Below are 26,217 nucleotides of genomic sequence, written 5' to 3'. Positions count from 1 at the left end.
GAGAGCCATGACCGAGACCGCGGTGGCGACGCGCCACCGGAACGAACTGCTCGCGCGGCCCGCCGGCTTCATGCGGGACCTGTCGAGCGTGGCCGGGCGCTCCCTGCGCCAGGTCCGCAGGACCCCGGAGAACCTGGTGCAGCCGGTGGTCATCTCGCTGTTCTTCTTCGTCATCTTCGTCGCCGCGCTGGAAGGGGTGGCGCGGGCCGGCGGCATGACGGACTTCCGCGCCTTCCAGCTCCCGGTGGCCACCATCTTCGCCGTCACCGGCGTCACCCGGGCGCCCGCCCTGGTCAGCGACATCACCTCCGGCTACTTCGACCGCATGCTCGTCACGCCGACCAACCGGCTGGCCATGCTGCTCGGGCTGATGATCTCCGACCTGGTGGTCGCGGTGCTGCTCACGTTCCCGGTGCTGCTGCTGGGGTTCGCCACCGGCGTGCGGTTCGTCACCGGGCCGCTGGGGCTGGTGGCGTTCGTGCTGACGGCCGCCCTCTGGGGGCTGGTCTACGCGGGGTTCTCGTACGCGATCGCGCTGCGTACCGGCAACGCCACCGTGGTCGCCCAGAGCACGATGCTGTTCTTCCCCTTCGTCTTCCTGACCAGCTCCCTGATGCCGCAGGACCAGCTGAGCGGCTGGCTCTCCGCGGTCGCCACCGTCAACCCCGTCACCTACATGCTGGAGGCGCTGCGTTCCTACGTCTCGGGCGGCTGGGACGCGGGGGCGACGCTGCGCGGCCTGGGCGCGATCGTGGTGGTCGGACTGGTGGCCATCCCGCTCGCGCTGGCGGCGCTGCGCGGGCGCACCTCCAGGTCCTGAGGCGGGGTGCCATGACCGGCGGCGCCGCGCGACAGCCGCAGCAGCGGAGCGGCCATGAACGTGGTGGCCAGCGCCATCATCACCATGGCGGTGAACATGCGGCTGTCGACCACCTTCAGCGACAGGCCCACGTTCAGGATGACCAGCTCGGTCAGGCCGCGGGTGTTCATCAGCACGCCGAGCGTGGTCGCCTCCCGGACCGGCATCCCGGTGAGGACGGCCACGCCGGTCGCGCCGGCGAACTTGCCGGCGCAGGCCACCACGACCGCCAGGATCATCATGACCACCCCTTCGGGGCCGAGGCCCGGCAGGTCCACCGACAGGCCGGTCACGACGAAGAAGATCGGCAGCAGCGGCGTGGCGCACGCCTCGATCAGCTTGGGCGCGTCCGGGGCCAGTGCCTCGACCCGGTCGCGCGGCAGGATCGCGCCGAAGGCGAACGCGCCGAAGATCGCGTGCAGGCCGATCATCTCGGTCGTCCAGGCGCACAGCAGCACCCCGACCACCAGCAGCACCTGCACGCCGGCCGGGCTGACCGGCCGGCGCCGGCCCGGCGCCAGCAGCGCGTTCACACCGGGCCGCACCACGTAGCCCAGCACCAGCGTCAGCGCCGCCACCGCGACCAGCGTCAGCGCGAGCGGGCCGGCGCCGCTGGTGGTGGAGAGCAGCACCAGCCCGGCCAGCAGGCACCAGGCGATCACATCCTCCACGGCCGCGCAGGCCAGCGCCATGGTCCCGACCCGCTCGCGCTGCAGCCCCCGGTCCACCACGATCCTGGCGAGCACCGGGAACGCGGTGATGGACATGGCCACGCCGAGGAACAGCACCGGCGGCAGCATCCGCTCGTCCCGCAGCTGCGCCTGGTCGAACCACGGGTACAGCAGGGCCGCCATGCCCGCGCCGAGCGCGAACGGCAGCGCCACCGACCCGGCGCAGACCGCGGCGATGCGGCCCTTGGCCTGCCGGAGATGGCCGAAGTCCAGCTGGTAGCCCACGCCGAACATGAACAGCACCAGACCGAACTGCGCCAGATCGCGCAGCGAGGGCCTGATCTCCTGCGGGAAGAGCACCTCGGTGAGATCGCCGGGGAGCAGGCCCAGCAGGCTCGGGCCCAGGACCAGCCCGGCGACGATCTCGCCCATCACCGCGGGCTGCCTGATCCGTACGGCCAGCTTGGCGAGCAGGAACCCCACCAGCAGCATCACCGCGAGCGCGCTCAGCAGGCCGCCGCCGGCCAGGGCCTCGGAAGCGGTGCTCATCGACACGACCATGTGCTCTCAGCCTCCGTCCTGACCCCCCGATGGGCGCGGGGTCACCGCCGTCACGCTAGATACGGCGGCCCGCGCCGGACGATGCTCGCCCGCCCGCTCCGATCGACGGGGCCGATCGGCTAGACCGGCCGTTGCCCGCCCCGCCCGCCTGCTTTCACCTGGGGATTCCCCCTGTCACCTCGCCGATGGGCATGCCCGTTGGGGCACCCCGCGTGGCCTTACCCGTCCGGCGGACGCGGCCAAATATGGCAAGCGACACCCTCAGGTCGAAGGTGAGGTACGGGTATGTCCTACGCCGATGTCGCCCCTCGCACCGGTTTCGCCACGGTCGTGGATCTGCTGCGGGACAACGCCGAGCGCGACCCCGGTCGCCTGGCCGTCCGGTTCGCGTCACGGGCGCGCGGCGCCGGCGGCGCGCTCAGCCGCGGCGCGCTCGACGCGTGCGCGCTGGCCTACGCCGCCCGCCTGGCGGGGGTGACGTCGCGCGGCGACCGGGTGCTGGTGCTGGTGCCGCCCGGCCTGGACTACGTGGCGGCGATCTTCGGCTGCTTCTACGCCGGGGTGTGCGCGGTGCCGTTCCCCGCCCCCGAGCCCGGATACCCGGCCGACCTGAAGTCCGCCGCGTTCACCGGCCCGGGCCGCGACGCCGGGGTGGCGGCGATCGTCGTCGCCGCCGAGCACCAGGAGTCGCTGCGCGAGCTGTGGACGGCCGCCGGCGGCCACCCGGTCGCCTGGATCGTCGCCGAGAGCGTGACGCCCTCGGACGGCGACGGCTGGACGCCCGGCCGCCCGGACGGCTCCGACCTGGCGCTGCTGCAGTACACCTCCGGCTCGACCGGCGACCCCAAGGGCGTCATGGTCTCGCACGCCAACCTCATGGCGGAGCTGACCACCTTCCGCACCGGCACCCGGATGCCCGACGGGGCGAACACCGTCTGCTGGATCCCCGTCCACCACGCGCTCGGCCTGGCAGGACACCTCCTGCTGGCCCAGCTCACCGGCGGCCTCGGCGTGTTCATGCCGCCGCAGGACGTCGTGGGCCGGCCGCTCGCCTGGCTGCGCGAGATCGCCCAGGTGGAGGGTCCGGTGCTGAGCGCCGCGCCCAACTTCATGTACGAGCGCTGCGTCACCGCGTTCGACCCGGCCGAGTGCGAGGGGCTCGACCTCAGCGGGTGGAGCTGCGCGATCAGCGGGGCCGAGCGCATCCGCCCCGAGACGATCGAGCGGTTCTGCCGCACCTTCGAGCCCTACGGCTTCTCCAGGTCCGCCATGTTCGCCGTCTTCGGGCTCACCGAGACGATGCTGATGGTGAGCGGCGGCTACGGGATCCGCACGTTCGAGGTCGACGCCGCCGAACTGGAGCGGGGCACCGCCTGCGTCCCGCCCGTCACGGGGGAGAACCTGCGCACCCAGGTGTTCACCGGCGTGGGCCCGGCCGCCCCCGGCGTCCGCGTGGCCGTCACCGACGCCGCGACCCGCGCCGAGCTGCCCGAGAACCGGGTCGGCGAGGTCTGGGTCAGCGGCGACGTGGTGACACAGGGCTACTGGCGGCGGCCCGAGGCCACCCGCGACACCTTCGACGCCTATCACGACACCGGCGAGGGTCCCTTCCTGCGCACCGGCGACCTGGGGTTCGTCCGCGACGGCCAGCTCGTCATCTGCGGTCGGCTCAAGGAGCTGATCATCATCCGCGGCCGCAACATCCACCCCCAGGACGTCGAGTCCGCCGCGCAGAGCACCGCACCCGAGCTGACCTCCGCCCCGGCCGCCGCCTTCGCCGTGGACGACGGCGACGAGGAGCGGCTGATCCTCGTGCAGTCGCTGCCGGAGACGGCCGACCTCGACCCCGCCCTGGTCAGCGAGCGCATCCGGCGCGCCGTCGCCCGCGCCCACGAGGTCGAGCCCGCCGACATCGTGCTGGTCCGGCCGTCCGACATCCCCGTCACCGGCACCGGCAAGATCCGCCGGGGCGAGATGCGCCGCCGCTATCTCGACGGCGAGCTGCGCCGCGTCACCGCCGCCGCCGAGGACGACGTCCCCACCCTGACGACCACCGCGAAGGCCCGCATCCGCCGGCACGTGGCCGCCGCGCTGAAGGTCGACGAGAAGCTGCTGTCCGGCGACGAGTCGCTGGCCGCGCTCGGCGTGGACTCGCTGCGCGCGCTCGAACTGCACGCCGCGCTCGAACGCGACTTCCGCACCGAGATCCCGCTGCGCGAGTTCCTCGCCTCCAGCATCGACGAGCTCGCCGCCCGCGTCTCCGGCGCCGTGGAGGAGAACATCCTGCGGCACACCCCCGCCGAGGAGAACGCCCACGAGACCGGCGGCCCCCACGAGCCCTTCCCGCTCACCGACCTGCAGCGCGCCTACCTGGTCGGGCGGAGCGGACCCTACGAGCTCAGCGGCGTCTCCACCCACTACTACGCCGAGTTCGAGCGGCCCGACCTCGACGTCGACCGCCTGCTCGGCGCGCTGCGCCTGCTCGCCGACCGGCACGAGATGCTGCGCGCCGTCGTCTCCGCGCACGGCGTGCAGTGGGTGCTGCCCAGGCTCACCGCGCTCCCCGTACGCGTCCTCGACCTGACCGGCGACCCCAAGCCCGGCGACCGCCTCGCCGAGCTGCGCGAGGAGATGTCGCACAAGGTCATGCCGCTGGACGCCGGCCCGCTGTGGGAAGTCGTCGTGTCCCGCCTGCCCGGTGGCCGCGCCCGCGTGCACGTCGGCATCGACCTGCTGATCGCCGACGTGCGCAGCCTGCAGATCCTCTTCCACGAGTGGGGCGCGCTGTACGAGGACGAGCAGGCCGAGCTGCCGCCCGTCGGGATCGGCTTCCGCGACTGCGTGCTGGCCATGGAGCGGGCCAAGCAGGGCAAGGCGTACGAGCGCGCCCGCGCCTACTGGATGGACCGGCTCGACACCCTGCCGCCCGGCCCCGAGCTGCCCGTCCTCCCGCCGGCGGCCCGCGAGGACCGGCCCCGCTTCACCCGGCGGCCCGGCTCGCTCGACCCCGACCGGTGGAACCAGGTCAGGGCGCGGGCGGCCGAGCACGGCGTGACCCCGTCGGCCGTGCTGATCGCCGCCTACGCGGTGGCCGTCGGCGCCTGGAGCAGGACCGGGCGGTTCACCCTCAACCTGCCGCTGTTCAACCGCCGCGACCTGCACCCCGACGTCAACGCGGTCATCGGCGACTTCACCTCCGTCACCCTCCTGGAGGTGGACCTCACCCGCGGCGACAGCTTCGCCGAGCTGGCCGCGAACCTGCAGCGGCAGCTCTGGGCGGACCTGGAGCACCGCGAGTACAGCGGCGTCGAGGTGCTGCGCGAGCTGGCCCGCCGGCGTCGCGGCTCCACCCAGGCCCTGGCCCCCGTCGTCTTCGCCAGCGCCCGCGACCAGGGCCCCGGCGGCACCGGCCACCTGCCCCACGACTGGATGGGCGAGACCGTGTACGCGATCTCGCAGACCCCGCAGGTCTGGCTCGACAACCAGATCTACGAGAAGGACGGCGAACTGCTCTTCCACTGGGACCACGTCGAGGCGCTGTTCCCGGTGGGCGTGGTGGAGGAGATGTTCGACGGGTTCTGCCAGGTGCTGTCCGGGTTGTCCGGGACGGACGCGTGGTCGGTGTTGCCTGCGGTGGTGCCGGAGGCGCAGCGGCAGGTGGTGGCGGGGATGAACGCCACCGACGGTCCGGTGCCGGAAGGGCTGCTGCAGGACGGGATCGGGGAGTGGGCCGCGCGGGAGCCGGACCGGCCGGCCGTGGTGGCCGCCGACGAGGTGCTGGCGTTCGGCGAGCTGTGGGGCCGGGCCTGCGGGCTGGCGTGGCGGTTGCGCGAACTGGGCGTGGGCCCTGGCCAGCTCGTCGGAGTGGTTTCCGGCAAGTCCGCCGGCCAGGTGGTCGCGGCCCTGGGCGTGCTGCTGGCCGGTGGCGCGTATCTGCCGGTGGACGCGGATGTCCCGGCGGCGCGGCGGGAGTGGCTGCTGGGTCACGGCCGGGTGCGGGTGGCGGTGACGGCCGGTCCGGTGCCGGAAGGCGGCTGGCCGGCGTCGGTGGTGCGGGTGGGGATCGAGGAGTGCGGCGTCGCGTCGGACCCGCCGGTGCGGGTCTCGGTTCCCGACGATCTGGCGTATGTGATCTACACGTCGGGGTCGACGGGGGAGCCGAAGGGCGTGATGGTGTCGCATCGGGCGGCGCTGAACACGTGTGTCGACATCAACGAGCGGTTCGGGATCTCGGCGGGCGATCGGGTGCTGGGGTTGTCGTCGCTGAGTTTCGATCTGTCGGTGTGGGACGTGTTCGGGGTGTTGGGTGCGGGTGGGGTGCTGGTGTTGCCGGAGGGTTCGGCGCGTCGGGATCCGGGCCGGTGGCTGGAGTTGATGCGGGCGCATGGGGTGACGGTGTGGAACTCGGTGCCGGCGCTGTTGCAGATGCTCGTCGACTACGCCGGGACGCAGGCGGCTGGGGTGGCGTTGCGGGTGGCGTTGCTGAGCGGGGATTGGATTCCGCTGGGGTTGCCGGGTCGGGCTCGGGAGGTGTTTCCGGGGCTTGAGGTGGTGAGTCTGGGCGGGGCGACGGAGGCGGCGATCTGGTCGATCTTCTATCCGGTGGGTGAGGTGGATCCGGGCTGGGAGTCGGTGCCGTACGGGTGGCCGTTGCGTAATCAGCGCTGGCATGTGTTCAACGATCGGATGCAGGAGTGTCCGGCGTGGGTGGTGGGTGAGTTGTTCATCGCGGGGGAGGGGTTGGCGCAGGGGTATTGGGCTGATCCTCAGCGGACGGCGGAGCGGTTCGTGGAGCATCCGGTGACGGGTGAGCGGTTGTATCGGACGGGGGATCTGGGGCGGCGGTGGCCGGACGGGACGATCGAGTTCTTGGGCCGGGAGGATTTCCAGGTCAAGGTGGGCGGGTTCCGGATCGAGCTGGGTGAGGTGGAGGCGTGTGTGGGGGCCGTGCCGGGGGTGGGTGCGGTGGTGGCTTCTGCGGTGGGGCGGGATCGGCATCATCGCCGGTTGGTGGTGTTCGTGGTGCCGGATGGGTCGGAGGGGGAGGATCTGGCGGGTCGGGTGCGGGCGCGGGCGGAGGAGTTGTTGCCGGCGTACATGGTGCCGTCGGTGATTCAGGTGGTGGAGGCGTTGCCGTTGACGGGCAACGGCAAGATCGACCGAACCGCGCTGGATGGACTCGTGGATCAGCCCTCCGCCGCCGTCGCGGCCGCGCCCGTCGAGGTGGGCGAGACCGCGCGGCGCCTGGCCGAGATCGTCGCCGAGGTCGTCGGCGTCGAGCGGGTCGACCCTTCGGCCAACTTCTTCGAGATCGGCGGAGACTCCATCAGCGGGGTGCAGATCATCTCCAGGGCCACCGCCGAAGGGCTGGAGCTCAACCTCCAGGATCTGTTCGAGACGCGGTCGGTGGCCGAGCTGGCCGCCGAGTTGGACCGGCGCGCGGCCGAGGGCGGGCCGGGCCAGGCGGCCGGACGCGCCGTGCCGCTGACCGCCTTCCAGCGCCGCCGCCTGGACGACCACGGCGTGCACCGGATCGAGGTGCCGCTGCCGGAGACGGTGGCCACCGCGGACGTGGCGGCGGCGATGACGCAGATGGCGCGCCGCCAGCCCGCGCTCCGCCTGCGCCTGGCCGGTACGGGCGACGAGGTGGCGCAGACGGTGAACGGCGAGGAGGACATGTCCCTGCCGGTGATCGAGCTGGGCCCGCTGTCGGCCGCCCGCAGGACGGCCGCCATGCGGGAGATGACCGCCGAGATGCGGGACGAGCTGGACGTCGCGGGCGGCCCCGTCAGCAAGGCCGCGATCTTCGATCTGGGTGACAGCCGGCTGCTCGTCTGGCTCGTCCACGAGCTCGTCGCCGACACCCGGTCGCCGGCGATCCTGGCCGCCGAACTGCTGGCCCTGGCCGACCCCGCGGCCACCGCCCCGCCACCGGTCCAGGACCCGATCGCCGCCTGGGCCGGCCACCTCACCACCGCCGACCCCGTGGTGGACACCGGCGACGCCCCGGCCGGCACCGAGGACGGCGTGCTGCTGCCGGACGGCTCCGGTGAGGCCGAGCACGTGACCGTGCTCGCGCCTGATCAGACCACCGCCCTGCTCGACACGGCCGACGCCCGCAGGGCGTCCCTGGCCGAGGTGGTGCTGCCGGCTCTGGTGATCGCGCTGCGCGGGCAGCTCGGGGACGACGCGGCCGTCGCGGTGGACGTCGAACGCGACGAACGTGACGAACTGGGCGCGCACGGCGTGGCCGGGCCCGTGTCGTCGCTGGTCCGCCTGCGGGTCGCCGCCGACGAGGGACGCGACGTGGCCGACCTGCTCCGGCTGGTGAAGGAGCGGTACCACGGCCCCGACGCGACCGGCCGCGCCTCCCAGGTGCTCCTGCGCTCGCCCGGCCGCCTGGACCTCCCCGAGGGGTCGGCGGTCGGCAGGGACGGCGGCGGTCACCGGCTGGACGTGTGCGCCGCCGTGTGCGGCGACCGGATGACCGTCACCTGGCGGCACCCGGCCGGCGAGGAGCCCGCGCGGATCGTCGCCGCCGTGGCCGAACGCTTCCGTACAGCCGTCGAGGACGTCTGCGCGGACCGGAACGGCGCCCGGGTCAGCGCCGCCGACTTCCCGCTCGCCGGACTCGACGACGGTGAGCTCGAGACGATCCTGGAGGTCCTGTGACGACCGGAGACCGGGAGTGGCGGCAGAGGGTGCGGTCCTTCGCCGAGGACCGGCTGCGCCCGCTGGCCGCCGAGATGGACACCCGCGAACGCCTGGACCCCGACCTGGTCAAGGCCCTGTTCGAGGAGGGCCTGATGGGCGTGGAGATCCCCGAGAGGTACGGCGGCGCGGGCCGCGACCTGGCGGACGCGGCGGCCACGATCGAGGAGCTGGCCCGGGTCGACCCGGCCGTCGCGGTGTTCGTGGACGTGCAGAACGTGCTGGTGTCCGGGGCCGTCCTGCGGTACGGCACCGGTGACCAGCGCCGCCGCCACCTGCCGCGCCTGGCCTCCGGCACCGTGGGCGCGTTCGCCCTGTCGGAGGAGGAGGCGGGCAGCGACGCGTTCGCGATGGCGGCGACGGCGACGCCCGCGGACGGCGGCGGGTTCGTGCTCACCGGCCGCAAGAAGTGGATCACGAACGCCGCCGAGGCCGGCCTGATCCTGGTGATCGCCAAGGTCAGGGACGGGGACGCCACCCCGCGTCCCACCGCGTTCCTGGTCGAGCCGCCGGCCGACGGGCTGACGATCGGGCCGCGGGTGTCCAAGATGGGCATCCGGGCCACCTCGACCTGCGAGGTGATCCTCGACGGGGTCCGCGTCGGGCCCGACGCCGTGCTCGGCGCGGTGGGCGAGGGCGACATGCTGGCCATCGAGACCCTCGCGCTCGGCAAGATCGGGATCGCCGCGCAGCTCGTCGGCCTGGCCGGCGGCGCACTGGAGGGCGCCATCGGCTACGCGCAGCGGCGCCGCCAGTTCGGCGAGCCGATCGCGGCCTTCCAGGGGGTGCAGTTCGCGCTGGCGGAGATGGCGACGGAGGTGGCCGCGGCGAGCGCGCTGCTCGGCGACGCGGTCCGGGCCGTGACCGGCGGCGCGTCGGCGGCCGAGCGGCTGCGGGCCTGCTCGATGGCCAAGCTCTTCGCCTCCGACGTGGCCGAGCGGGTGGCCTCCAGGTCGCTGGAACTGCACGGCGGCAACGGCTTCTCCACCGCCTACCCGGCCGAGCGGTTCTACCGGGACGTCAAGGTCGGCAAGATCTACGAAGGGACGTCCCACATGCAACTGCGCGGCATCGCCTCGATCCTGCTCGGCGCGCAGGAGGTGCGGCGGTGAGCGCGGCGGTCCGGCTCTTCTGCCTGCCGTACGCGGGCGGGTCGGCCAGGATCTTCCAGGACTGGCGGGACGACCTGCCGGACTTCGTGGACGTGCGCCCGCTCGAACTGCCCGGCCGGGGACTGCGCTTCTCGGAGCCGCCGCAGGACCGGCTGGAAACGGTCGTGACCGACCTGCTGGAGACGGTGTCCGCCGAGGACGACCTGCCGCTGGCGATCTTCGGGTACAGCTACGGGGCGCTGCTCGGGTTCGAGCTGGCCTGGCGGCTGGAGCGCCGCCGCGGCACCGGGCCGGTGTGCCTGATCGTCGCGGCCGCGCGGGCGCCCATCTGGCCCGGCCCGCTCAACCGGCTCGGCGACCTGCCGGACGCCCAGCTGCTCGAAGGGCTGCGGCTGATGAACGGCACCCCCCGGGAACTGCTGGAACACCGGCAGCTCATGGAGATCATGCTGCCGGTCGTGCGCGCCGACTTCACCGCGGCCGAGCGCTACCAGTATCGGCCTGGGCCGCTGCCGTCGTGCCCGATCACCGCCTTCTGCGGCACGGACGACCCGGTCGTGAGCAGGACCTCGATGGAGGCCTGGGCGGAGTGCACCGCATCCGACTTCGCCCTGCACGAGCTGCCGGGCGACCACTTCTTCCTGCGCAGCGCGCGCGAACCGCTGCTGAGACGGCTCGCGCGAACCCTTTCATCCCTGAGTGAGGTGTCTTGATGCCGGTCAAAGCAGCTGAGCTGGAGGACGTCTACCAGCTCTCCCCCCTACAGCACGGCATGTTGTACCACAACCTGTACGCCCCGATGGCGGGCAACTACATCGAGCAGTCGTTGCTGACCTTGACGGGCCGATTGGACGTGCCCACCTTCTGGACGGCGTGGGACACGGTGGTGGCCCGGCACGGAGCGTTGCGCACCACCTTCCATTGGGACGAGATCAGCAAGCCCGTGCAGGCGGTGCACCGCCGGGGCGCGCTGGAGCATGACGAGCGGGACCTGAGCCGGCTTTCTCCCGCCGAGCAGGCGGAGGTGATCCACGGCGGGTTCCTGGAGGAGCGGCGCGGCGGCTTCGACCTGGAGGCCACCCCGCCGATGCGGGTGACGCTCTACCGGCTGGGCGGCGACCGCTACAAGGTGGCGCTCCGCTTCCACCACCTGATCCTGGACGGCTGGTCGGTCGGCATCGTGCTGTCGGAGTTCATGACCCTTTACCAGGCGGGCGTGGCCGGGCGGCCGGCGAACCTCCCGCTGCCCGGCCGCTACCGCGACTATGTGGCCTGGTGGAAGCGGCAGCGCCCGGACGACGCGGAGGCCTTCTGGCGCGAGCAGCTGGCCGGTCACCGCCCGCCGCCGCCGATCCGCCTCGGGGGCGCGGAGTCGCTGGACGGCGAGGTCTCCCACGAGCGGGAGAACCTGTCGCTGGCCGAGGTCGCCGATGAGGTGCGGGCCTTCGCCCGCGAGCACCGGCTCACCGCCAACACGCTCATCCAGTCGGCCTGGGCGCTGGTGCTGGCCGCCTGCACCGCCACCGACGACGTCGTCGTCGGCATCACGTTCGCGCACCGGCCACAGGAGATGGCGCACGCCGACGCCACCGTCGGCTGCATGGTCTCGACCGTCCCGGTGCGCACCGTGATCCGGCCGGACCAGCCGGTGGTGGAGTGGCTGCGCGAGGTGCAGGACCTGGTGATGGCCGTACGGGAGCACTCGGCCGTGTCGCTGGTCGACATCCACGCCTGGAGCGGGGTGCCCCGCTCGGAGGAGCTGTTCGAGAGCCTGGTGGCCTTCCAGAACGTGCCGCTGCCGGAGTTCTCGCTGGCCAAGGTGGGGCTGGAGCTGGAGGGGTACTCATTCGACAGCCGGCCGCACGTGCCGTTCTCGCTGGCCGTGCTGCCCGGCGCCGACTTCCCGCTGCGGCTGGTCTACGACCGGCGGCGGCTCGGCGTCGACGGGGCGCGGCAGCTGCTCGGGGCCGTACGCGAGGCGCTGCTGACGATCGTGCGCGGCCCGGCCGAGCCGGTGGGCGCGCTCACCGATCCCGAGCGGCTGGGGCTGCCGGCCGGCGGGGCGGAGACGGCCCGCCCGGCGGCGGAGTCCACGACCGAGCGGGGCGCGCCGCGCAACGAGACCGAGGCCGCCGTGGCCGAGCTCATGGCGGAGCTGCTGGGCACCGGGCCGCTGGGCGTCGACGACAACCTGGTCGAGGCCGGGCTGCACTCGCTGCTCGGCACCCAGGTGGTCAACCGGGTGATGGAGCAGTGGAAGACGCCGGTGTCCCTGCGGGCGCTGTTCGAGGAGCCCACCGTCGCCGGGCTGGCCCGGCTGATCGAGGGCGGCGGCTCCGACGACGCGGGATCCCAGGTGCGCGGCCGGCTCGACCTGGTGGCCGAGACGACGCTCGGCGACGGCGTCACCCCCGGCGGCGAGCCCGGCTGGGTGCCCGACCCGGAGCGGGTCCTGCTCGTGGGCGCCACCGGTTACGCCGGCACCGCGCTGCTGGCCCGCCTGCTGCGCGACACCGAGGCGACCGTGACCTGCCTCGTCCGGTGCGAGAGCGAGGACGAGGGCCGGACCCGGGTGAGCGAGGCGCTCCGGGCGGCCGGTCTGTGGCGGGAGGAGCGCGCCGGGCGGATCGAGATCGTCCCGGGCAACCTGGCCAAGCCGCGCCTCGGCCTGGACGACGGCCTCTTCGCCGACCTCGGCACCTCGGTCGACGAGATCTACCACGTCGGCGGCGTGGTCAACATCATGTCGTCGTACCGCCGCGTCATGCGGACCAACGTGGAAGGCGCCCGTGAGGTGCTGGAGCTGGCCACCGAGGGACGCACCGTGCCGGTGCACTACCTGTCGGCGGCGGCGCTCACCCACCACCCCGACCCGTCCAGGACCGGGCTCGAACTGCCGCTCGACCCGGAGGTCCCCGCGGGCGGCAGCGGCTACATGCAGGCCAAGTGGGTGGCCGACCGGATGATGACGCTCGCCCAGGAACGCGAGGTCCCGGTCGCGTTGTACCGGGCGTCCCGGCTGATCGGCAGCCCGGGGGAGGAACACTGGAAGCTCGGCGACGGCACGAGCGAGATCCTGCGGGTCTGCGCCCGGCTGAACGCCTTCCCTGACTGCGCCGTGGAGATGACGGCCTCCCCGGTGAGTCACGTGGCGGCCGCCATGGCGGCGCTGGCCCGCGACAAGGACGCGCTGGGCGGCATCTTCCACCTGGTGAGCCCGCGCCCGTTCACGTTCCTGGACGTGGGCGAGGCGATGGGGGCGTGCGGCTACGACGTGCGCTCGATGGAGCTGGAAGCCTGGTACGCCGAGCTGGTGCGCCTGTCGCGGCGCGACCCGGCCGGCGGCTGGGACACCGCCATCGCCGTTCTCGGGCCGTGGGTACGCGGTGTGCTGGGCGGCATGCGCGAGCCCGCGTACTCGTGCGAACGGACGGCCGGAGCGCTGGGCGACCGGCTCGACTTCCCGCCGATCGACGCCGATTTCCTGGCGGGCTGCATAAAGCATTTCCAGCGGGCCGGCCATATCGCGGCCCCGTAATTAATTCGATCGGACGACCGTCGCTGATTCGGCATGCCCTTGTGGTTACTCCGATGGAGTAGTCATGTGGCGAGTGCGGGTGGCTATTTCTCAGGTCCCGCGTCATGTGGGACAAGATAATTCCAACAACCAATATTTTGGTGGATGTGGCGGAGAAGCCCCGGGAATTACGCTCAATGTGTCCGGTAAGAACTACGAGGAGGTTGGCATGAACCGAATCGAGCAGGCGGCACAAGCTGACATTCCCGCGATGGGGCAGGGTGTCCTGGGTCCGCTGGAGTACAACAAGGTGGCTCCCCCCACCCTGACCCCGGTCATCCTGGTCGCGGTGGCGGCCGGGGCCACCATCTGCGTCGCGCAGAAGGCGTGCAACAACAAGGCCGACCTGGGTGTGGTCCTCGAGGCCGAGGGTCCCCTGACCGCCGAGCGCCTCGTCGAGGCCCGTCGGTCCGGGCTGCTCGTCTGACAGGTCGCCTTCACGGTGCCGGCGGTCCGCCGCCGGCACCGTGAAGGTCCGCCGCCCAGGCAGGGGCCAGGCCGCGCGTCCACCGCATGGCAAAGGAGTGACGATGACGACCAAGGCAGTTGAACCCGTCGACAAAGTACTTCGCCAGGTGGAGACCGTCAGCGCCGTAGGACTCGCGCTGGCCTCCATGGAGTATCTGGCCAGGCCCGAGATGTTCGAGGACACCGGCCTGATGAGCTGGGAGGTCGAGCGGCTCCGCATCAGGATGCTGGCCGGCAAGAAGGCCGACTGGCTGAACGTGATCTTCAAGCCGCCGGGCATCCACATCATGCTGAACCTGCGCCTCGTGGCGGCGCTGACCCTGGTCAACCCGCGGACCGACAAGACCACGCGCGACTTCGCGGTGGCCTTCATCGCGGTGACGAACTACATGCTGGCCGTGCGGATCCGGGCCGGCACGGACGGCACCGAGCACATGTCGCAGCTCACCTACCTCGCGCTGCTGGCCACCCGCTTCTTCCCGAACGACCCGAAGGCGCGGGCCGCGAGCGCCTGGTTCATCGGCGGCCAGTGCATGCTGTCGTACCTCGCCGCGGGCCTGGCCAAGGCCGCCGGCCCGTCCTGGCGTCAAGGCCAGGCGATGCCGGGCATCTTCCGTACCTACGTGTACGGCGACGAACGCATCTACAAGATCTTCAAGGACCGGCCCACACTTTCGAAGCTGGCCGGCTGGGGCGTGATCGTCGGCGAGTCGATCCTGCCGCTGGCCCTGGTCCTGCCCAAGAAGTCGGCCTGGGCCATGCTCGGCACGGGTGTCGCCTTTCACGCGGGCAACGCCGCGTTCATGGGCCTGAACAGGTTCCTGTGGTCGTTCGTCGGCACCTACCCGGCGGTCATCTACATGTCCAAGAACATGAAGATGGACGACATCTCGCCCAAGAAGCTGCTGAACGCCCTGCGGAAGCGGCGATGACCGCCGGCCCGCTCAACGGCGCCATGGCCCTGCTGCGCCCGCACCGCACCAGCCTGCTGGTGGCGCTCGGCCTCGGCGTCGCCGCCACCGCGGCCTCGCTGGCGCAGCCGGTGGTCATCGGCTCGCTGGTCGGCCACGTGACCGCCGGCTCCTTCCAGTCGGGCACGCTGCTGCTGCTCCTCGGCCTGTTCGCGGCCGAGGGCGCGGTGGCCGCCGCACAGGCGTTCATCGTCGGGCGGACCGGCAACCGGATCGTGCTGGGCGTCCGCGAGACGATCGTGCACCGGCTGCTGCGCGGCCGGATGAGCGACCACCAGGAACGGCGCCGCGGCGACACCATGGCCCGGGTGCTCTCCGACACCTCGATGATCTCCGGGGCGCTCACTCAGAGCCTGGCCAGCATGCTGCTGGCCGCCATCACGGTCCTCGGCGCCGTCACCCTCATGGTGATCATCGATCCGGTGCTGGCCGGGGTCACCGCGCTCTGCCTCGTCTTCGCGGCGGGTCTCGGCCTGACGCTGGCCGGGCGGGTCCGCAAGGCCACCTTCGAGCTGCAGGGCCGGGTGGGAGACTTCGGCTCGGCGGTGGAGCGGGCGCTCGCCGCGCTGAGCACCATCAAGATCAGCCGGGCGGAGGAGCGGGAGGCGACGCGGCTCAACGCGCACGCCGGTGACGCCTACGAGGCGCAACAGCGCGTGGTGCGGCTGGTGGCCGCCCTGCTGCCCACGGTGAACCTCGGCCTGCAGGCCTCGTACGCCGTCGTCTTCATCGTCGGCGCGTTCAGGCTGGCCGACGGCGAGCTGCCGATCGGCGCGTTCACCGCCTTCCTGCTCTACCTCTTCTACATGATCACGCCGCTGGTGAACTTCTTCGCCTCGGCCGCCCAGTTCCAGCAGGGGCTGGCCTCCGTGGCGCGGCTGCAGGACATCATGACCCTGCCGATGGAGGAGTCGCGGCCGGGCGCGGTGGCGCCCGTCGCGCCGCGGCCCGCGAGCGAGATCCTCCGGCTCGACGACGTGTGGTTCGCCTACCAGCCAGGGCGTCATGTCTTACGCGGCATCTCGTTCTCGGTGCCGGTACGCGGCGTCACGGCGATCGTCGGCCCGTCGGGCGCGGGCAAGTCCACGATCTTCTCGCTGGTCGAGCGGCTGTGGGAGGCCGACGACGGCGCCATCCTGCTGGACGGCCGCAACATCCACGACGTCGACCTGACCGAGCTGCGCGCCCGCGTCGGGTACGTGGAGCAGCACGCCCCGGTCATGGACGGCACGATCAGGGAGAACCTGCTCTACGCCGCCCCCGACGCCACCGAGGACGAGCTGGCCGAGGCCATCGACGCGGCCCACCTGCACCGGTGGGTCGACGGGCTGGAGGACGGGCTGGAGGGCCAGGTCGGTGAGGAGGGCGCCGAGCTCTCCGGCGGGCAGCGGCAGCGGGTGGCCATCGGCCGCATGCTCCTGGCCCGGCCGGACGTGCTGCTGATGGACGAGGTCACCGCCCACCTGGACGCCGAGTCCGAGCAGGCCCTGCGCGACTCGATCAGGGCCCAGGCCGCCGAGCGCGCGGTCGTGGTGATCGCGCACCGGCTCTCCACCGTCGTCGACGCCGACAAGATCATCGTGGTGGAGGACGGCCGCGTCCGTGGCGAAGGCACCCACGAGTGCCTGATGGCCTCCGACGACCTCTACCGGCGCCTGGTCCACACCCAGTTCGCGCCCGAGCTGACGGAAGGGAAGTTGTGACGATGAAGGTGACGCTGCCGAGAGTGCTCGGCCTGGGTGTGGCCGCGACGGGGCTGGCGCTGTCCGCCGGCGCCTTCTTCGAGTCCGTCATGGAGCGTCGTGACCGGCAGCGCTTCCCCGCACCCGGACAGTTCGTCGACGTGGGCGGCGGCAGGCTGCTGCACGCGGTGCTCGACGGGACCGACAAGCCCGGCCCGCTGGTCGTGCTGGAGAGCGGGATGGGCTGCCCGCTGGAGGTCTGGACCTGGGTGCGGCGCAAGGTCGCCGAGTTCGCCCCGGTGCTGTGCTACGAGCGGGCCGGCGTCGGCCGCAGCGACCCGCCGGACGAGCCGCTCTCGGCCGCCCTGGCCACCCGCGACCTGAAGACGCTGCTCACCGCCCTGGGCATGCCGGGGCCGTACGTCCTGGCCGGCCACTCCTACGGCGGCCTGCTCATCAGGCACTTCGCCCACCAGCACCCCGAGGACGTGGCCGGGCTGGTCTTCCTCGACTCCTCGCACCCCGACCAGCTCGACAGGTCACACCGGCAGCGGATGGGCCTGCACTTCGTGGAGCAGGACCTGCGGACCTCCATCACCAAGGCGACCTTCGGCGTGATGCGGCTGACCGCCGACGCGGCCCTGATGCGGATCGCCGGGCTGCCCGAGCCGGAACGGTCGGTGGCGATGGCCCAGTACCACCGGCGTTCCGTCTCCGCGGGCACCTACGCCGAGCTGCGCGCCTGGCTGGAGAACGTCGAGGCGGCCGTCCGCGCCACGACCGCGCCGCCCGGCTGCCCGGTCGCCGTGCTCACCGCCACGGCCTCGTCCGACGACGACCCCATGCACATGGAGCTGCAACGCGAGCTGGCCGCGCTCGGGCGCGGCGGCGTCCACGAGATCGAGGAGTCCGGGCACGTGGAGCTCATCGCGGAGGAGATCCACGCGGCGAAGGTCGCGCATGTGATCGAGAAGGTGGCCCGTTTATCCGAGTTGGAGGACGAGACATGACCGGAACGTGGGGTGCGCGCATCGGGCGCGGGACGCTCTACGGGCTGTTGGGCACGTGGTTCGCGCTGAGTTTCGTGAAACAGGACCCGACGCGGAAGCTGAAGCTGGACTGGATCGACAAGATTGACGGCAACGGCATGCTGCTCCCGGACTGGCGCTTCTTCGCCCCCAATCCGGGGATGTGGGACAACCACCTGCTGTACCGGGACGAGCTGGACGACGGCACGGTGACACCGTGGAAGGAGGTCCTGTCCACGAGCGACCGGTTCTGGCTGCACATCCTGTGGTACCCGGACCGCCGTGACGAGAAGGCCCTGTTCGACCTGGTGGGCCAGATCGCCAGGACGGTGGTCGACCCCGAGTTCACCAGACCGAGGGACATCCAGGTGACCACGCCCTACCTGTTGCTGCTCAACTACGTGATCCACCGGCAGCCGCACCACCGGCACGCCAAGAACACCCAGTTCTTCATCTCCCGCTCGACCGGGCGGGACGATTCGGAGCAACCCCTGGCTCTCTTCCTGTCCAACGTTCACCCCCTCAGCTAATGATCACCTCATTGGTGGTGGATGGTGACGCCGTCCGGCGGCAGCGGCTGGCCGGCGCCCTGCGCCGGGCCGTCGGCATCGACAAGGTGGCCGCGGTCGGCCGCCCGCCGGAGAACCGTCCGGCCGGGCACGGCGCGCTGGTGATCCTGCTCTCGCTCGACGTCCCCGGCGTCGACCTGGCCGAGGCGGCCCAGCGGCACTTCCCCGGCACCGGGATGCGCGGCGGGCTGATCGCCGTCGTCACCGGGCCGGAGGACCGCGAGCGGCTCCAGGTGGCGCTGCACGCCGGGTTCCGAGGGGTGATCTTCGACGGCAGCCCCGTCGAGGAGGTGGTGACGGCGGTGCGCGCCGTGGCCGCCGGGCATCCCTACATCCCGCCGGCCATGCTCAACGACATCGCGCTGGCCATGCTGCCGCTGGCGGTGCGGCTGGCCGAGCGGCGCGACGACCCTCGGGCGACGGGCACGCTCACCGCGCGCGAGCAGGAGGTGCTGCGCCTGCTCGCGATCGGCTGCCCGAACGAGGAGATCGCCGAGAAGCTCGTCATCACCGAGGCCACGGTCCGCTCGCACGTGCTGAAGATCCTTCGCAAGCTGGGCGTGCGCAACCGCACCGAGGCGGTCTTCATCGCCCACCAGCGCGGGCTGTTCGGGCCGCTGCCGTACGTCCCCGCCGCCCACCACGAACCGAGAGGAGCGGACCAGTCGGATGGAGTCCCTGTTCATCTATGACGGCGACTGCGGGTTCTGCACCAGATCGGTGACCTGGCTGCTGGACCGCGCCCGACCGGCCGCTCAGGCCAGGCCGTACCAGCGGACGGACCTGGCCGCCTTCGGCACCACCGCCGCCCGCGCCCGGCACGAGGCGCTCTGGGTGACCAGGGACGCCCGGGGCCGCACCGCCGTGCGCGGCGGCGTCCAGGCGTTCGCCGCGCTGCTGGGCACCGCCGCCCCGGCCTGGCGGATCGCCGGCCTGCTGCTGGCGACGCCGCCGATCCGCTGGATCGCCCTGGCGGTCTACCGCCTGGTCGCCACCAACCGATACCGCCTGCCCGGAGGGACCGCCGCCTGCGCGGTCCCGTCGCGTGACGAGGAGGAGCCCCATGGACGGGCCTGAGTACGAAGAGTTCGACGCCGTGGTCGTGGGCGGCGGGCCGGCCGGCTCGGTGACCGGCGCGCTGCTGGCCAAGCGCGGTCACCGGGTGCTGATCCTGGAGAAGGAGCGCTTCCCCCGCTACCACATCGGCGAGTCGCTGATCATCGGCATGATGACGGTGCTGGAGGAGCTCGACCTCATCGACCGGCTGGCCGGCATGGGTTTCCCGCGCAAGGTCGGGCTCAGCCTGGTGTGGGGGAGGGAACGGCAACTGTGGAACATCAACTTCTCCGAGGCGGTCGGCGCGCCCTTCGACTACTCGTACCACGTGCGCCGCGCCGAGTTCGACCACCTGCTGCTCATCCGGGCCGGGGAGCTGGGGGCCGTGGTCCGGGAAGAGGCGACCGTGAAGGAGCCCCTGCTCGAGGACGGCCGGGTGGTCGGCGTCCGCTACGCCGTGGACGGTGAGGAGCGGGTGGCGCGGGCGCGGGCCGTGGTGGACGCGTCCGGTCAGGCGCGGGTGCTGAGCCGGACGCTCACGCCCGTGCAGTGGCAGGACGACCTGCGCAGCGTCGCCTACTGGTCCTACTGGGCGCCGACCCGTGACCTGCCGGAGGGCCAGGAGGGCAACATCCTCGTCGAGCGGGTGCCCGACGGCTGGTTCTGGGCGATCCCGGTCGACACCGACCCATCCACCCTGAGCATCGGGTACGTGACCCCCACCAGCCGGCTCGGCAAGGACAAGACCCTGCGCGAGTTGCACGACGCCGACCTGGCCGCCAGCAAGGTCGTCAAGACCCTGCTGGAGGGCAGCGAGCGGGTGTCCGAGTTCCGCACCACGCGCGACTGGTCCTACCTCGCCGAGTCCAGCGTCGGCCCCGGCTGGCTGTCGGTGGGCGACTCGGCCGCCTTCATCGACCCGCTGTTCTCCGGCGGCGTGTGCCTGGCGATCCTGGCCGCGCACCCGGCCGCCCGCGCGATCGACGTCGCCCTGCGCAGCCCGGACATGGAGGGCCGCGCCTTCGACGGCTACCAGGCCGGCCACCGCAAGCTGCTCACCAGCTTCCTGGAGTACGTGCGCTTCTTCTACAACCCGGACCGCGACCGCGAGGACTACTTCGAGCAGGCCCAGGCCATGACCGACCTGGACGCCCGGAACGTGGACGCGCGGGCCGCGTTCGTCACCGTGGTCACCGGGGTGTCGGCCCTGGCCGCCGTGTTCCCCATCCCCGACGCGGCCGAGGAGGCGAGCGTCGTATGACCGAGCAGACCCTGGTCGACGTGACGGACGCGTCGCTGTTCGGCCGCAACGCCTTCTGGCCCATGTTCGCCTGGCTCAGGCGGCACGACCCGGTCCATCGGCACCCGGAGCCCGGCGGGCCGGGCTTCTGGGTGGTGACCAGGCACCGCGACGTGACCCGCGTCTACACCGACAGCGAGACCTTCAGCTCCCGCCACGGCATGCGCCTGGGCAGCGTGGACAAGGCCGTGGCGGCCGTCTCCCAGCGGATGCTGATCGTCTCCGACCCGCCCGAGCACAACCGGATCAAGAGCGTGATCTCCAAGGCGCTGGGCCACTCCGAACTGCCCCGGATGGAGCGCCTGGCGCGGGCGGCCGCCGCCCGCGCCGTCGACGACGTGCTCGAACGCGGCGAGGTCGACTTCTACGAGGTCGCCAAGCGGCTCACCAACCACGTGATCTGCTCGCTCATGGGCATCCCGGCCGGCGAGTGGGACTGGGTGTGCGACACCATCTCCGCCGCCTTCGAGGGCGACGACGATGAGGGCAAGAGCCGCGCGCACAGCGAGATCTTCCTGTACTTCAGCGAACTGCTGGCCGAGCGGCGCGAGGAGCCTGGGGACGACTTCATCAGCCGGATCGCCACCGACCAGCGGGTGGCCGCGACCGGCGGCCGTCGCCCGCTGACCGACGAGGAGATCGTCTTCAACTGCAGCGGCGTCCTGTCGGGCGCCAACGAGACCACCCGGTTCTCCACCGCCGGCGCGGTGCTGGCCTTCGCCGAGCACCCGGACCAGTGGGAGCAGCTCAGATCGGGCGGCGACGCCGCGGTGCCCGCAGCGCTGGAAGAGGTGCTGCGGTGGACCGTCCCCGGGGTGCACGCGCTGCGCACGGCGGTCCGCCCGGCCACGATCGGCGGCGTGGACATCGCCCCCGGCGACCGGGTGACGCTGTGGAACGTCTCGGCCAACCGGGACGAGGAGGAGTTCGAGCAGGCCGACCGTTTCCTGGTGGACCGGACCCCGAACCGGCACGTCACCTTCGGCGCCGGCCGGCACCTGTGCATCGGCGCCCGGCTGGCCCGGCTGGAGCTGACCGTGTTCCTGAGCGAGCTGGCCGGCCGCGTGCGGACCATCGAGCTACGCGACCGGCCGACCTACAACGCCTCGAACTTCACGTGGGGACTTTCACGCCTGGCCGTACGGTTGTCCGCTTGATCGGGTGCAGGTTGGAATAGAAGACGATCAGCGGTTCCTCGGACTCGTCCCATCCCGCCGAACGGGCGATCAGGAACTGTGTCCTGATCGCCCGCGGGTCGTGCGGGTGGTTGTGCGTCACATGGTTGAGCAGGAACAGGTACGGGAGCGAGAGCTGGATGTCCTCGGGGCTCTCCAGCTTTCCGTCCAGGATCGTGTTGGACACCTCGGCGGCCAGATCGAAGATCACCTTGTCGACACGGTGCTCGGGCAGCCAGAAGATGTGGCGGAACTTGCGCGGCACCGCGGAGGTGATCTCCTTCCACGGCGTGAGCTCGCCGTCCGCCAGCTCGTCCCGGTAGAGCACGTTGTTGTCGTGGGTGCCCGGGTGCGGGGCGAAGAACCGCCACTCCGGCAGCAGCAGCCCGCCGGGGTCGAACTTGCGGTACCACTCCAGTCGGCGGGTGGGCTCCTGCTTGACCGTGCTGACGGCGAACCACGCCCCCAGGAAGGTGTAGAGCAGCCCCCTGCCGACCAGGGCGGGAGTCAGTTTCGCTCTCACGGCCGGATCGCCGGTCCGCAGTCGGAGGTGTTCTCCTGGCCTCGGCACACCCTCAGGTTCATGCTCTGCGTCGGGAAAGCGATGGTCCGGACCCACGTGATGTCGATCGGGGCCGAGCCCGTGCCGCACTTGGTCACGTGCTTGGCCGGGAATCCGGGCGCCAGGTCCCAGACGTACTGCACCCAGACCGAGTAGCACTCGGACCCGGTGTTGGTGAGCTGCCCCTGAACCTTCATGGTCACGGACAGCCCATCGCGCACGACCGTGGTGGTGCCGGCGGCCGTGGCGGTCCCGTGGCTCGTCGACCACGAACCCGCCGCCGCCGCGGCGGAGGTCGTGGTCAGCGCCGTGGCGGTCGCCACCGCCACACCCAGGACGGCAAGCCTTCTGCTGAACTTCATGGTGAACCTCCACATAGGAAAAGGGGTTGGGCGCCTGGCACCCGGCTACCAGGCGCCCCTCGGCGTTCAGCCGAGCAGGATGTCCCTCCGGGCGGCTAGCAGATCTCCGGAGGCGAGGCCGTGCAGATCGGACGCGCCCGCTGCGGACGCCCGCGCGGTCCTGCCGCCGCCACAGAGGATCGTGACCCTCGTGATGCACGAGATGAAGGTCGGTGTCGTGATGGCGAACAGGGCCGGCGTGTGCGGCCGGACCAGGCGCAGCGGTTCGAGTGCGGCACCGGTCCGGCCGGGAAGCATCCGGCGAACGGCACGCTCTGCTCGGGTCATGCGTTTCCTTTCTGATCGGGTTCGGCTTCCGACGTCAGCGGCGCAGGATGTCCCGCCGGATCGCGGCCAGGTCGTCACCGCTCAGGGCGGCCAGGTCCGTGTCCGTGGGCAGTGCCGTGGACTCCAGGTGGTCGCCGCCCCAGAAGGTGCAGACGTACTTGGCCGCCAGGTAGCCGGTCGCGAACGCCGCGACCGGCGTGTACAGCACCGGGCTGACCGGGTGCGCGTGCTCCAGCGGCCCGAACGAGGCCGCGCCGGGCCCAGGGATCTTGCTCTGGGCGACGCGCTCGACTCGGTTCATCGGATCCCTCCTCAGGTGTGCAGGATGTGGCGGCGCAGCGTGGCCAGCTCGCTCACGTCGAGCTCGGTCAGGTTGGCGCCGCCCTTGAGTGCCGTGGACTCCAGGTGGTCGCCGCCCCAGAAGGTGCAGACGAACTTCACCGCGTTGTAGCCGGCCACGAAGGCGGCGACCGGCGTGTAGAGCACGGGGCTCACCGGCTTGGCGTGCTCCAGCGGCCGGAAGTCGGCGGAGGAGCGGGTGGGGATGGACTTCTGGGCGAGCTCTTCGACTCGGTTCATCGGACGTTCCCTTTCTGCACGGGGTGCCGGAATGGCTGTGAAACCGCGAGAACGGGTTGTCTGCGCAACGGGAGGACGGGTCGGCCCGGCCGGTCGGCATTTATTCGCCGACCATTCTCCGAATCAATTTCCGCCCCTTTCCGCGGAGACTCCCGCGCTGTAATGCTAAGGAACGGACTTGTCCGGCACATCCATCATATTGCGGATTTAATTGACCTCCGAGAGGAAGTCCTGATCGGCGGGGAAGGGGCCTGCGGCGGCCACGGACAATGGCGCGGAGAAAAGCTGCGAAGCGAGGTCGCGCACCTCTTCAACGGTCGTTTCCCCGACCGCGCGGATCATCTCGCCGACCGCCTCGGGCGGCTCGCCGGACAGCTCGGCGTTCGCCAGCGCGCTCACCCGGGCCAGCGGGTCGGCCAGGCTCAGCGCCAGCCGTCCGCGGGTCCGCCGTTGGGCGCGCTCGACCTCCTCCCCGTCCAGCCCGTCCGCGGCGATCCGGCCGAGCTCCTCACGCAGGCCGCTCAGGAAGGCGGGCACGTCCGCCGGCCGGCACACCCCGTGGACGACGAACGCGCCCGCGTCGGAGTGCGTCTGCACGTGGCTGCCCAGCGCGTACGCCAGCCCGCGCCGCTCGCGCAGCTCCTTGAACAGCCGGGCGGAGATGCCGCCGCCGACCGCGGTGGACAGCACGGCCATCGCGTAGCGGGCCTCGTGCCCCTGCGCGATGCCGGGCACACCGGCCACCAGCGAGGCCAGCTCCACGCTCCGCGGCAGCACCACGCAGCGGGCGGGCAACGCGGGAACGCTGTCGGAGCCTGGCCGCGGCGGCACGGGGTCGCGCCGCCGGTCGCCGAAGCGCCGCAGCAGCCGGGCGGCGGCCAGGTCCGCGACCCGCTCGTGGTCGAGGTCGCCCGCCGCCACGACCACGAGCTTCTCGGGTACGTAGTGCTCGGCGTGGAAGGCGGCCACCACGTCGCGCTTCATCGCGCCGACCGTGGCCTCCGTGCCGCCGGCGGGCCGGGCCAGCCGGGCGTCGGCGAAGAGCGCGTACGCCAGCTCCTGCTGCACCGCCTGGAACGGGTCGTCGCGCTGCATGGCCAGCTCGTTCAGCAGCACCCCCCGCTCGATCTCCAGGTCGGCCTCGTCCAGCACCGGGTCGGCCACCAGGTCGCAGACCAGGTCGGCGGTCCCGGGCAGGTCGTCCAGCAGCACCTTGGCGTAATAGGCGGTGTGCTCCTTGGCGGTGAGCGCGTTGGACTCGCCGCCGGTGGCGTCCATCTCGACGGAGATCCGCTCGCCGGTGCGGCTGCCGGTGCCCTTGAAGACGACGTGCTCCAGGAAGTGCGAGGCGCCGTGGCAGGCGTCGGACTCGTCGCGCGAGCCGGTGGCGGCCCACACGCCGAAGGCGGCGGCGTGCTCGCCGGGCGTCCTTTCGGTGATCACCCGGAGCCCGCTCGGAAGCACGGTACGGCGCAGATGCGGTGTGGCCGGCACACCGGCACGCTAACCCGGCGGCCGGAGCCCGGGACTGCCCGATCGGGCTGCCCGTCCGGGCTCGCCGGAATCCGTTCCGGGCAGGCGGTCCCTCACCGGAGCCACGGTGTCACGCTCGGGCCATGACAGAGCGAGACGAGGAAGCGCTGGCCCTGGTCACCGCCGCGCTGGATCTGATGGCCCCCTACGCCGTGCGCGTCGCCGCGACGCTGCGGCTGGCCGACGCGGTCGCGCCGGGCGGCTCCACCGCCGCCGAGCTCGCCACCGCCCGCGGCGCCGACCCCGACGCGCTGGAACGCCTGCTGCGCTACCTCAGCAGCCGGGGCGTCTTCGAGGAGATCAGGCCCGGCGTCTTCGCGGTCAACCGGGCGGCGTCGCTGCTGTCGCCGGGACACCCGTGGGGGATGCACGAGCTGCTCGACCACGACGGCCCGCAGGGCAGGATCGCGGCGGCCCAGGCCCGCCTGATCGACACCGTCCGGCACGGCGGCGACGCCTACCGCCGCGTGTTCGGCCGCCCGTTCTACGAGGACATGGCGGCGGACCCGGAGCTGTCGCGGCGCGCCTCGGCGGCCTCCACGGCGATGGCCGCCGGGTACGCCGGCGAGATCGCGCAGGACGAGGTGTGGAAGCGCGCCGGCAGCGTGGCCGACGTGGGCGGCGGCACCGGCGAGCTGACCGCCGCGATCCTGCGGGCCCATCCGGGACTGCGCGCCGCCCTGGTGGAACGGGCCGAGACGGCGCGGGCCGCGGCCGGGACGCTGGCCGCGGCGGGGGTGGGCGACCGCTGCGTGATCGCCGAGGGCAGCTTCTTCGCGCCGCTCCCCGAGGGGTACGACGTCTACCTGCTCGCCAACGTCGTCCCCGACTGGGAGGACGACGACGCGGTGGCGATCCTGCTGCGCTGCGCCGAGGTCGTGCCCTCGGAGGGCCGGGTGGTCGTGGTGGACACGTGCGCCACGGCCGGAGCCGACGACAAGGTCATGACATTTCTGGATCTGTTCCAGTTGGTGGTGCAGAGCGGGCGGGCCAGGCGGCCGGAGGAGATCCACCGCCTGGCCGAGCGCGCGGGGCTCACGCCGGTCGAGACGCGCCGGACGCCGCTGTCCGGCTATCACGTCATCGAGTACGTCCGTACGTGAACCATCTGGGC

The 26,217-nt window shown here is 72.2% G+C and carries 21 protein-coding genes and 1 pseudogene; 15 read left to right on the top strand and 7 right to left on the bottom strand.

Features of this window, described 5'->3' with window-relative positions; translation table 11 throughout:
• Nucleotides 1-7: 7 nt before the first annotated feature.
• Entirely contained in the window at nucleotides 8-820 is an 813-nt protein-coding gene (locus tag ACGFI7_RS22440) for an ABC transporter permease (protein WP_393407470.1), read from the top strand.
• A 50-nt stretch (nucleotides 821-870) separates the two neighbouring features.
• Here the strand turns inward: ACGFI7_RS22440 and ACGFI7_RS22435 are convergent.
• Nucleotides 871-2,022, bottom strand: a pseudogene (locus ACGFI7_RS22435) (cation:proton antiporter); the annotation flags it as partial.
• A gap of 354 nt (nucleotides 2,023-2,376) precedes the next feature.
• Here ACGFI7_RS22435 and ACGFI7_RS22430 point away from each other — a divergent pair.
• The 13 genes from ACGFI7_RS22430 (at nucleotide 2,377) to ACGFI7_RS22370 (ending at nucleotide 21,722) form a co-directional block, all read left to right on the top strand.
• On the top strand, nucleotides 2,377-8,763 hold the full coding sequence (locus ACGFI7_RS22430) for an amino acid adenylation domain-containing protein (RefSeq protein WP_393407468.1): 6,387 nt from the start codon (nucleotides 2,377-2,379) through the stop codon (nucleotides 8,761-8,763).
• Nucleotides 8,760-9,914, top strand: a complete 1,155-nt coding sequence (locus ACGFI7_RS22425; RefSeq protein ID WP_393407466.1) for an acyl-CoA dehydrogenase family protein — start codon at nucleotides 8,760-8,762, stop codon at nucleotides 9,912-9,914. Before ACGFI7_RS22430 ends, ACGFI7_RS22425 begins: the two co-directional genes overlap by 4 nt.
• Nucleotides 9,911-10,627: a thioesterase II family protein gene (locus tag ACGFI7_RS22420; protein WP_393407463.1), complete on the top strand. Its 717-nt coding sequence runs from the start codon at nucleotides 9,911-9,913 to the stop codon at nucleotides 10,625-10,627. Before ACGFI7_RS22425 ends, ACGFI7_RS22420 begins: the two co-directional genes overlap by 4 nt.
• A complete protein-coding gene (locus tag ACGFI7_RS22415; RefSeq protein WP_393407461.1) occupies nucleotides 10,627-13,452 on the top strand; it encodes a thioester reductase domain-containing protein in 2,826 nt (941 codons plus the stop codon). The genes ACGFI7_RS22420 and ACGFI7_RS22415 overlap by 1 nt, the downstream gene beginning before the upstream one ends.
• A 208-nt stretch (nucleotides 13,453-13,660) precedes the next feature.
• A complete protein-coding gene (locus ACGFI7_RS22410; RefSeq protein ID WP_393407458.1) occupies nucleotides 13,661-13,918 on the top strand; it encodes a hypothetical protein in 258 nt (85 codons plus the stop codon).
• Nucleotides 13,919-14,021: 103 nt separating this feature from the next.
• Nucleotides 14,022-14,891 (top strand): hypothetical protein, encoded by an 870-nt coding sequence (locus ACGFI7_RS22405; protein ID WP_393407456.1) that lies wholly within the window; start codon nucleotides 14,022-14,024, stop codon nucleotides 14,889-14,891.
• Entirely contained in the window at nucleotides 14,888-16,633 is a 1,746-nt protein-coding gene (locus ACGFI7_RS22400) for an ABC transporter ATP-binding protein (protein ID WP_393407454.1), read from the top strand. Before ACGFI7_RS22405 ends, ACGFI7_RS22400 begins: the two co-directional genes overlap by 4 nt.
• A gap of 2 nt (nucleotides 16,634-16,635) precedes the next feature.
• Entirely contained in the window at nucleotides 16,636-17,622 is a 987-nt protein-coding gene (locus tag ACGFI7_RS22395; protein ID WP_393407452.1) for an alpha/beta fold hydrolase, read from the top strand.
• Nucleotides 17,619-18,170, top strand: coding sequence for a hypothetical protein (locus ACGFI7_RS22390; RefSeq protein ID WP_393407450.1), 552 nt, complete (start codon nucleotides 17,619-17,621; stop codon nucleotides 18,168-18,170). The genes ACGFI7_RS22395 and ACGFI7_RS22390 overlap by 4 nt, the downstream gene beginning before the upstream one ends.
• A complete protein-coding gene (locus ACGFI7_RS22385) occupies nucleotides 18,170-18,901 on the top strand; it encodes a LuxR C-terminal-related transcriptional regulator (protein WP_393407448.1) in 732 nt (243 codons plus the stop codon). Before ACGFI7_RS22390 ends, ACGFI7_RS22385 begins: the two co-directional genes overlap by 1 nt.
• Nucleotides 18,879-19,286, top strand: a complete 408-nt coding sequence (locus ACGFI7_RS22380) for a thiol-disulfide oxidoreductase DCC family protein (protein WP_393407445.1) — start codon at nucleotides 18,879-18,881, stop codon at nucleotides 19,284-19,286. The genes ACGFI7_RS22385 and ACGFI7_RS22380 overlap by 23 nt, the downstream gene beginning before the upstream one ends.
• A complete protein-coding gene (locus tag ACGFI7_RS22375; protein ID WP_393407442.1) occupies nucleotides 19,273-20,526 on the top strand; it encodes an NAD(P)/FAD-dependent oxidoreductase in 1,254 nt (417 codons plus the stop codon). The genes ACGFI7_RS22380 and ACGFI7_RS22375 overlap by 14 nt, the downstream gene beginning before the upstream one ends.
• Nucleotides 20,523-21,722, top strand: coding sequence for a cytochrome P450 (locus ACGFI7_RS22370; protein WP_393407439.1), 1,200 nt, complete (start codon nucleotides 20,523-20,525; stop codon nucleotides 21,720-21,722). Before ACGFI7_RS22375 ends, ACGFI7_RS22370 begins: the two co-directional genes overlap by 4 nt.
• On the opposite strand, the gene ACGFI7_RS22365 is transcribed toward ACGFI7_RS22370, so the two are convergent.
• From ACGFI7_RS22365 to ACGFI7_RS22340, 6 genes are all read right to left on the bottom strand, one after another.
• Complete coding sequence (locus ACGFI7_RS22365) at nucleotides 21,679-22,263, bottom strand: hypothetical protein (protein WP_393407437.1); 585 nt, start codon at nucleotides 22,261-22,263, stop codon at nucleotides 21,679-21,681. The two genes, ACGFI7_RS22370 and ACGFI7_RS22365, sit on opposite strands and share 44 nt — an antisense overlap.
• Nucleotides 22,260-22,664, bottom strand: coding sequence for a hypothetical protein (locus ACGFI7_RS22360; RefSeq protein ID WP_393407434.1), 405 nt, complete (start codon nucleotides 22,662-22,664; stop codon nucleotides 22,260-22,262). The genes ACGFI7_RS22365 and ACGFI7_RS22360 overlap by 4 nt, the downstream gene beginning before the upstream one ends.
• 66 nt (nucleotides 22,665-22,730) lie before the next feature.
• Nucleotides 22,731-22,991, bottom strand: a complete 261-nt coding sequence (locus ACGFI7_RS22355; RefSeq protein WP_393407432.1) for a hypothetical protein — start codon at nucleotides 22,989-22,991, stop codon at nucleotides 22,731-22,733.
• A gap of 34 nt (nucleotides 22,992-23,025) precedes the next feature.
• Entirely contained in the window at nucleotides 23,026-23,292 is a 267-nt protein-coding gene (locus ACGFI7_RS22350; RefSeq protein WP_393407429.1) for a hypothetical protein, read from the bottom strand.
• Between the two features lie 11 nt (nucleotides 23,293-23,303).
• The gene (locus tag ACGFI7_RS22345) at nucleotides 23,304-23,570 is read right to left on the bottom strand and encodes a hypothetical protein (RefSeq protein WP_393407426.1); all 267 of its coding nucleotides are present in this window, start codon (nucleotides 23,568-23,570) and stop codon (nucleotides 23,304-23,306) included.
• A 207-nt stretch (nucleotides 23,571-23,777) separates the two neighbouring features.
• Nucleotides 23,778-25,064: a M16 family metallopeptidase gene (locus tag ACGFI7_RS22340; RefSeq protein ID WP_393407423.1), complete on the bottom strand. Its 1,287-nt coding sequence runs from the start codon at nucleotides 25,062-25,064 to the stop codon at nucleotides 23,778-23,780.
• A 122-nt stretch (nucleotides 25,065-25,186) separates the two neighbouring features.
• Here ACGFI7_RS22340 and ACGFI7_RS22335 point away from each other — a divergent pair, with 122 nt between their 5' ends.
• Nucleotides 25,187-26,206, top strand: coding sequence for a methyltransferase (locus ACGFI7_RS22335; RefSeq protein WP_393407420.1), 1,020 nt, complete (start codon nucleotides 25,187-25,189; stop codon nucleotides 26,204-26,206).
• Nucleotides 26,207-26,217 lie beyond the last annotated feature (11 nt).

Source organism: Nonomuraea sp. NPDC048826, from assembly GCF_043198225.1.
In the GTDB taxonomy this organism is placed as follows: Bacteria; Actinomycetota; Actinomycetes; order Streptosporangiales; family Streptosporangiaceae; genus Nonomuraea.
The sequence above is the reverse complement of the archived record's forward strand: the minus strand, read 5'-3'. Positions and strand labels throughout refer to the sequence as shown.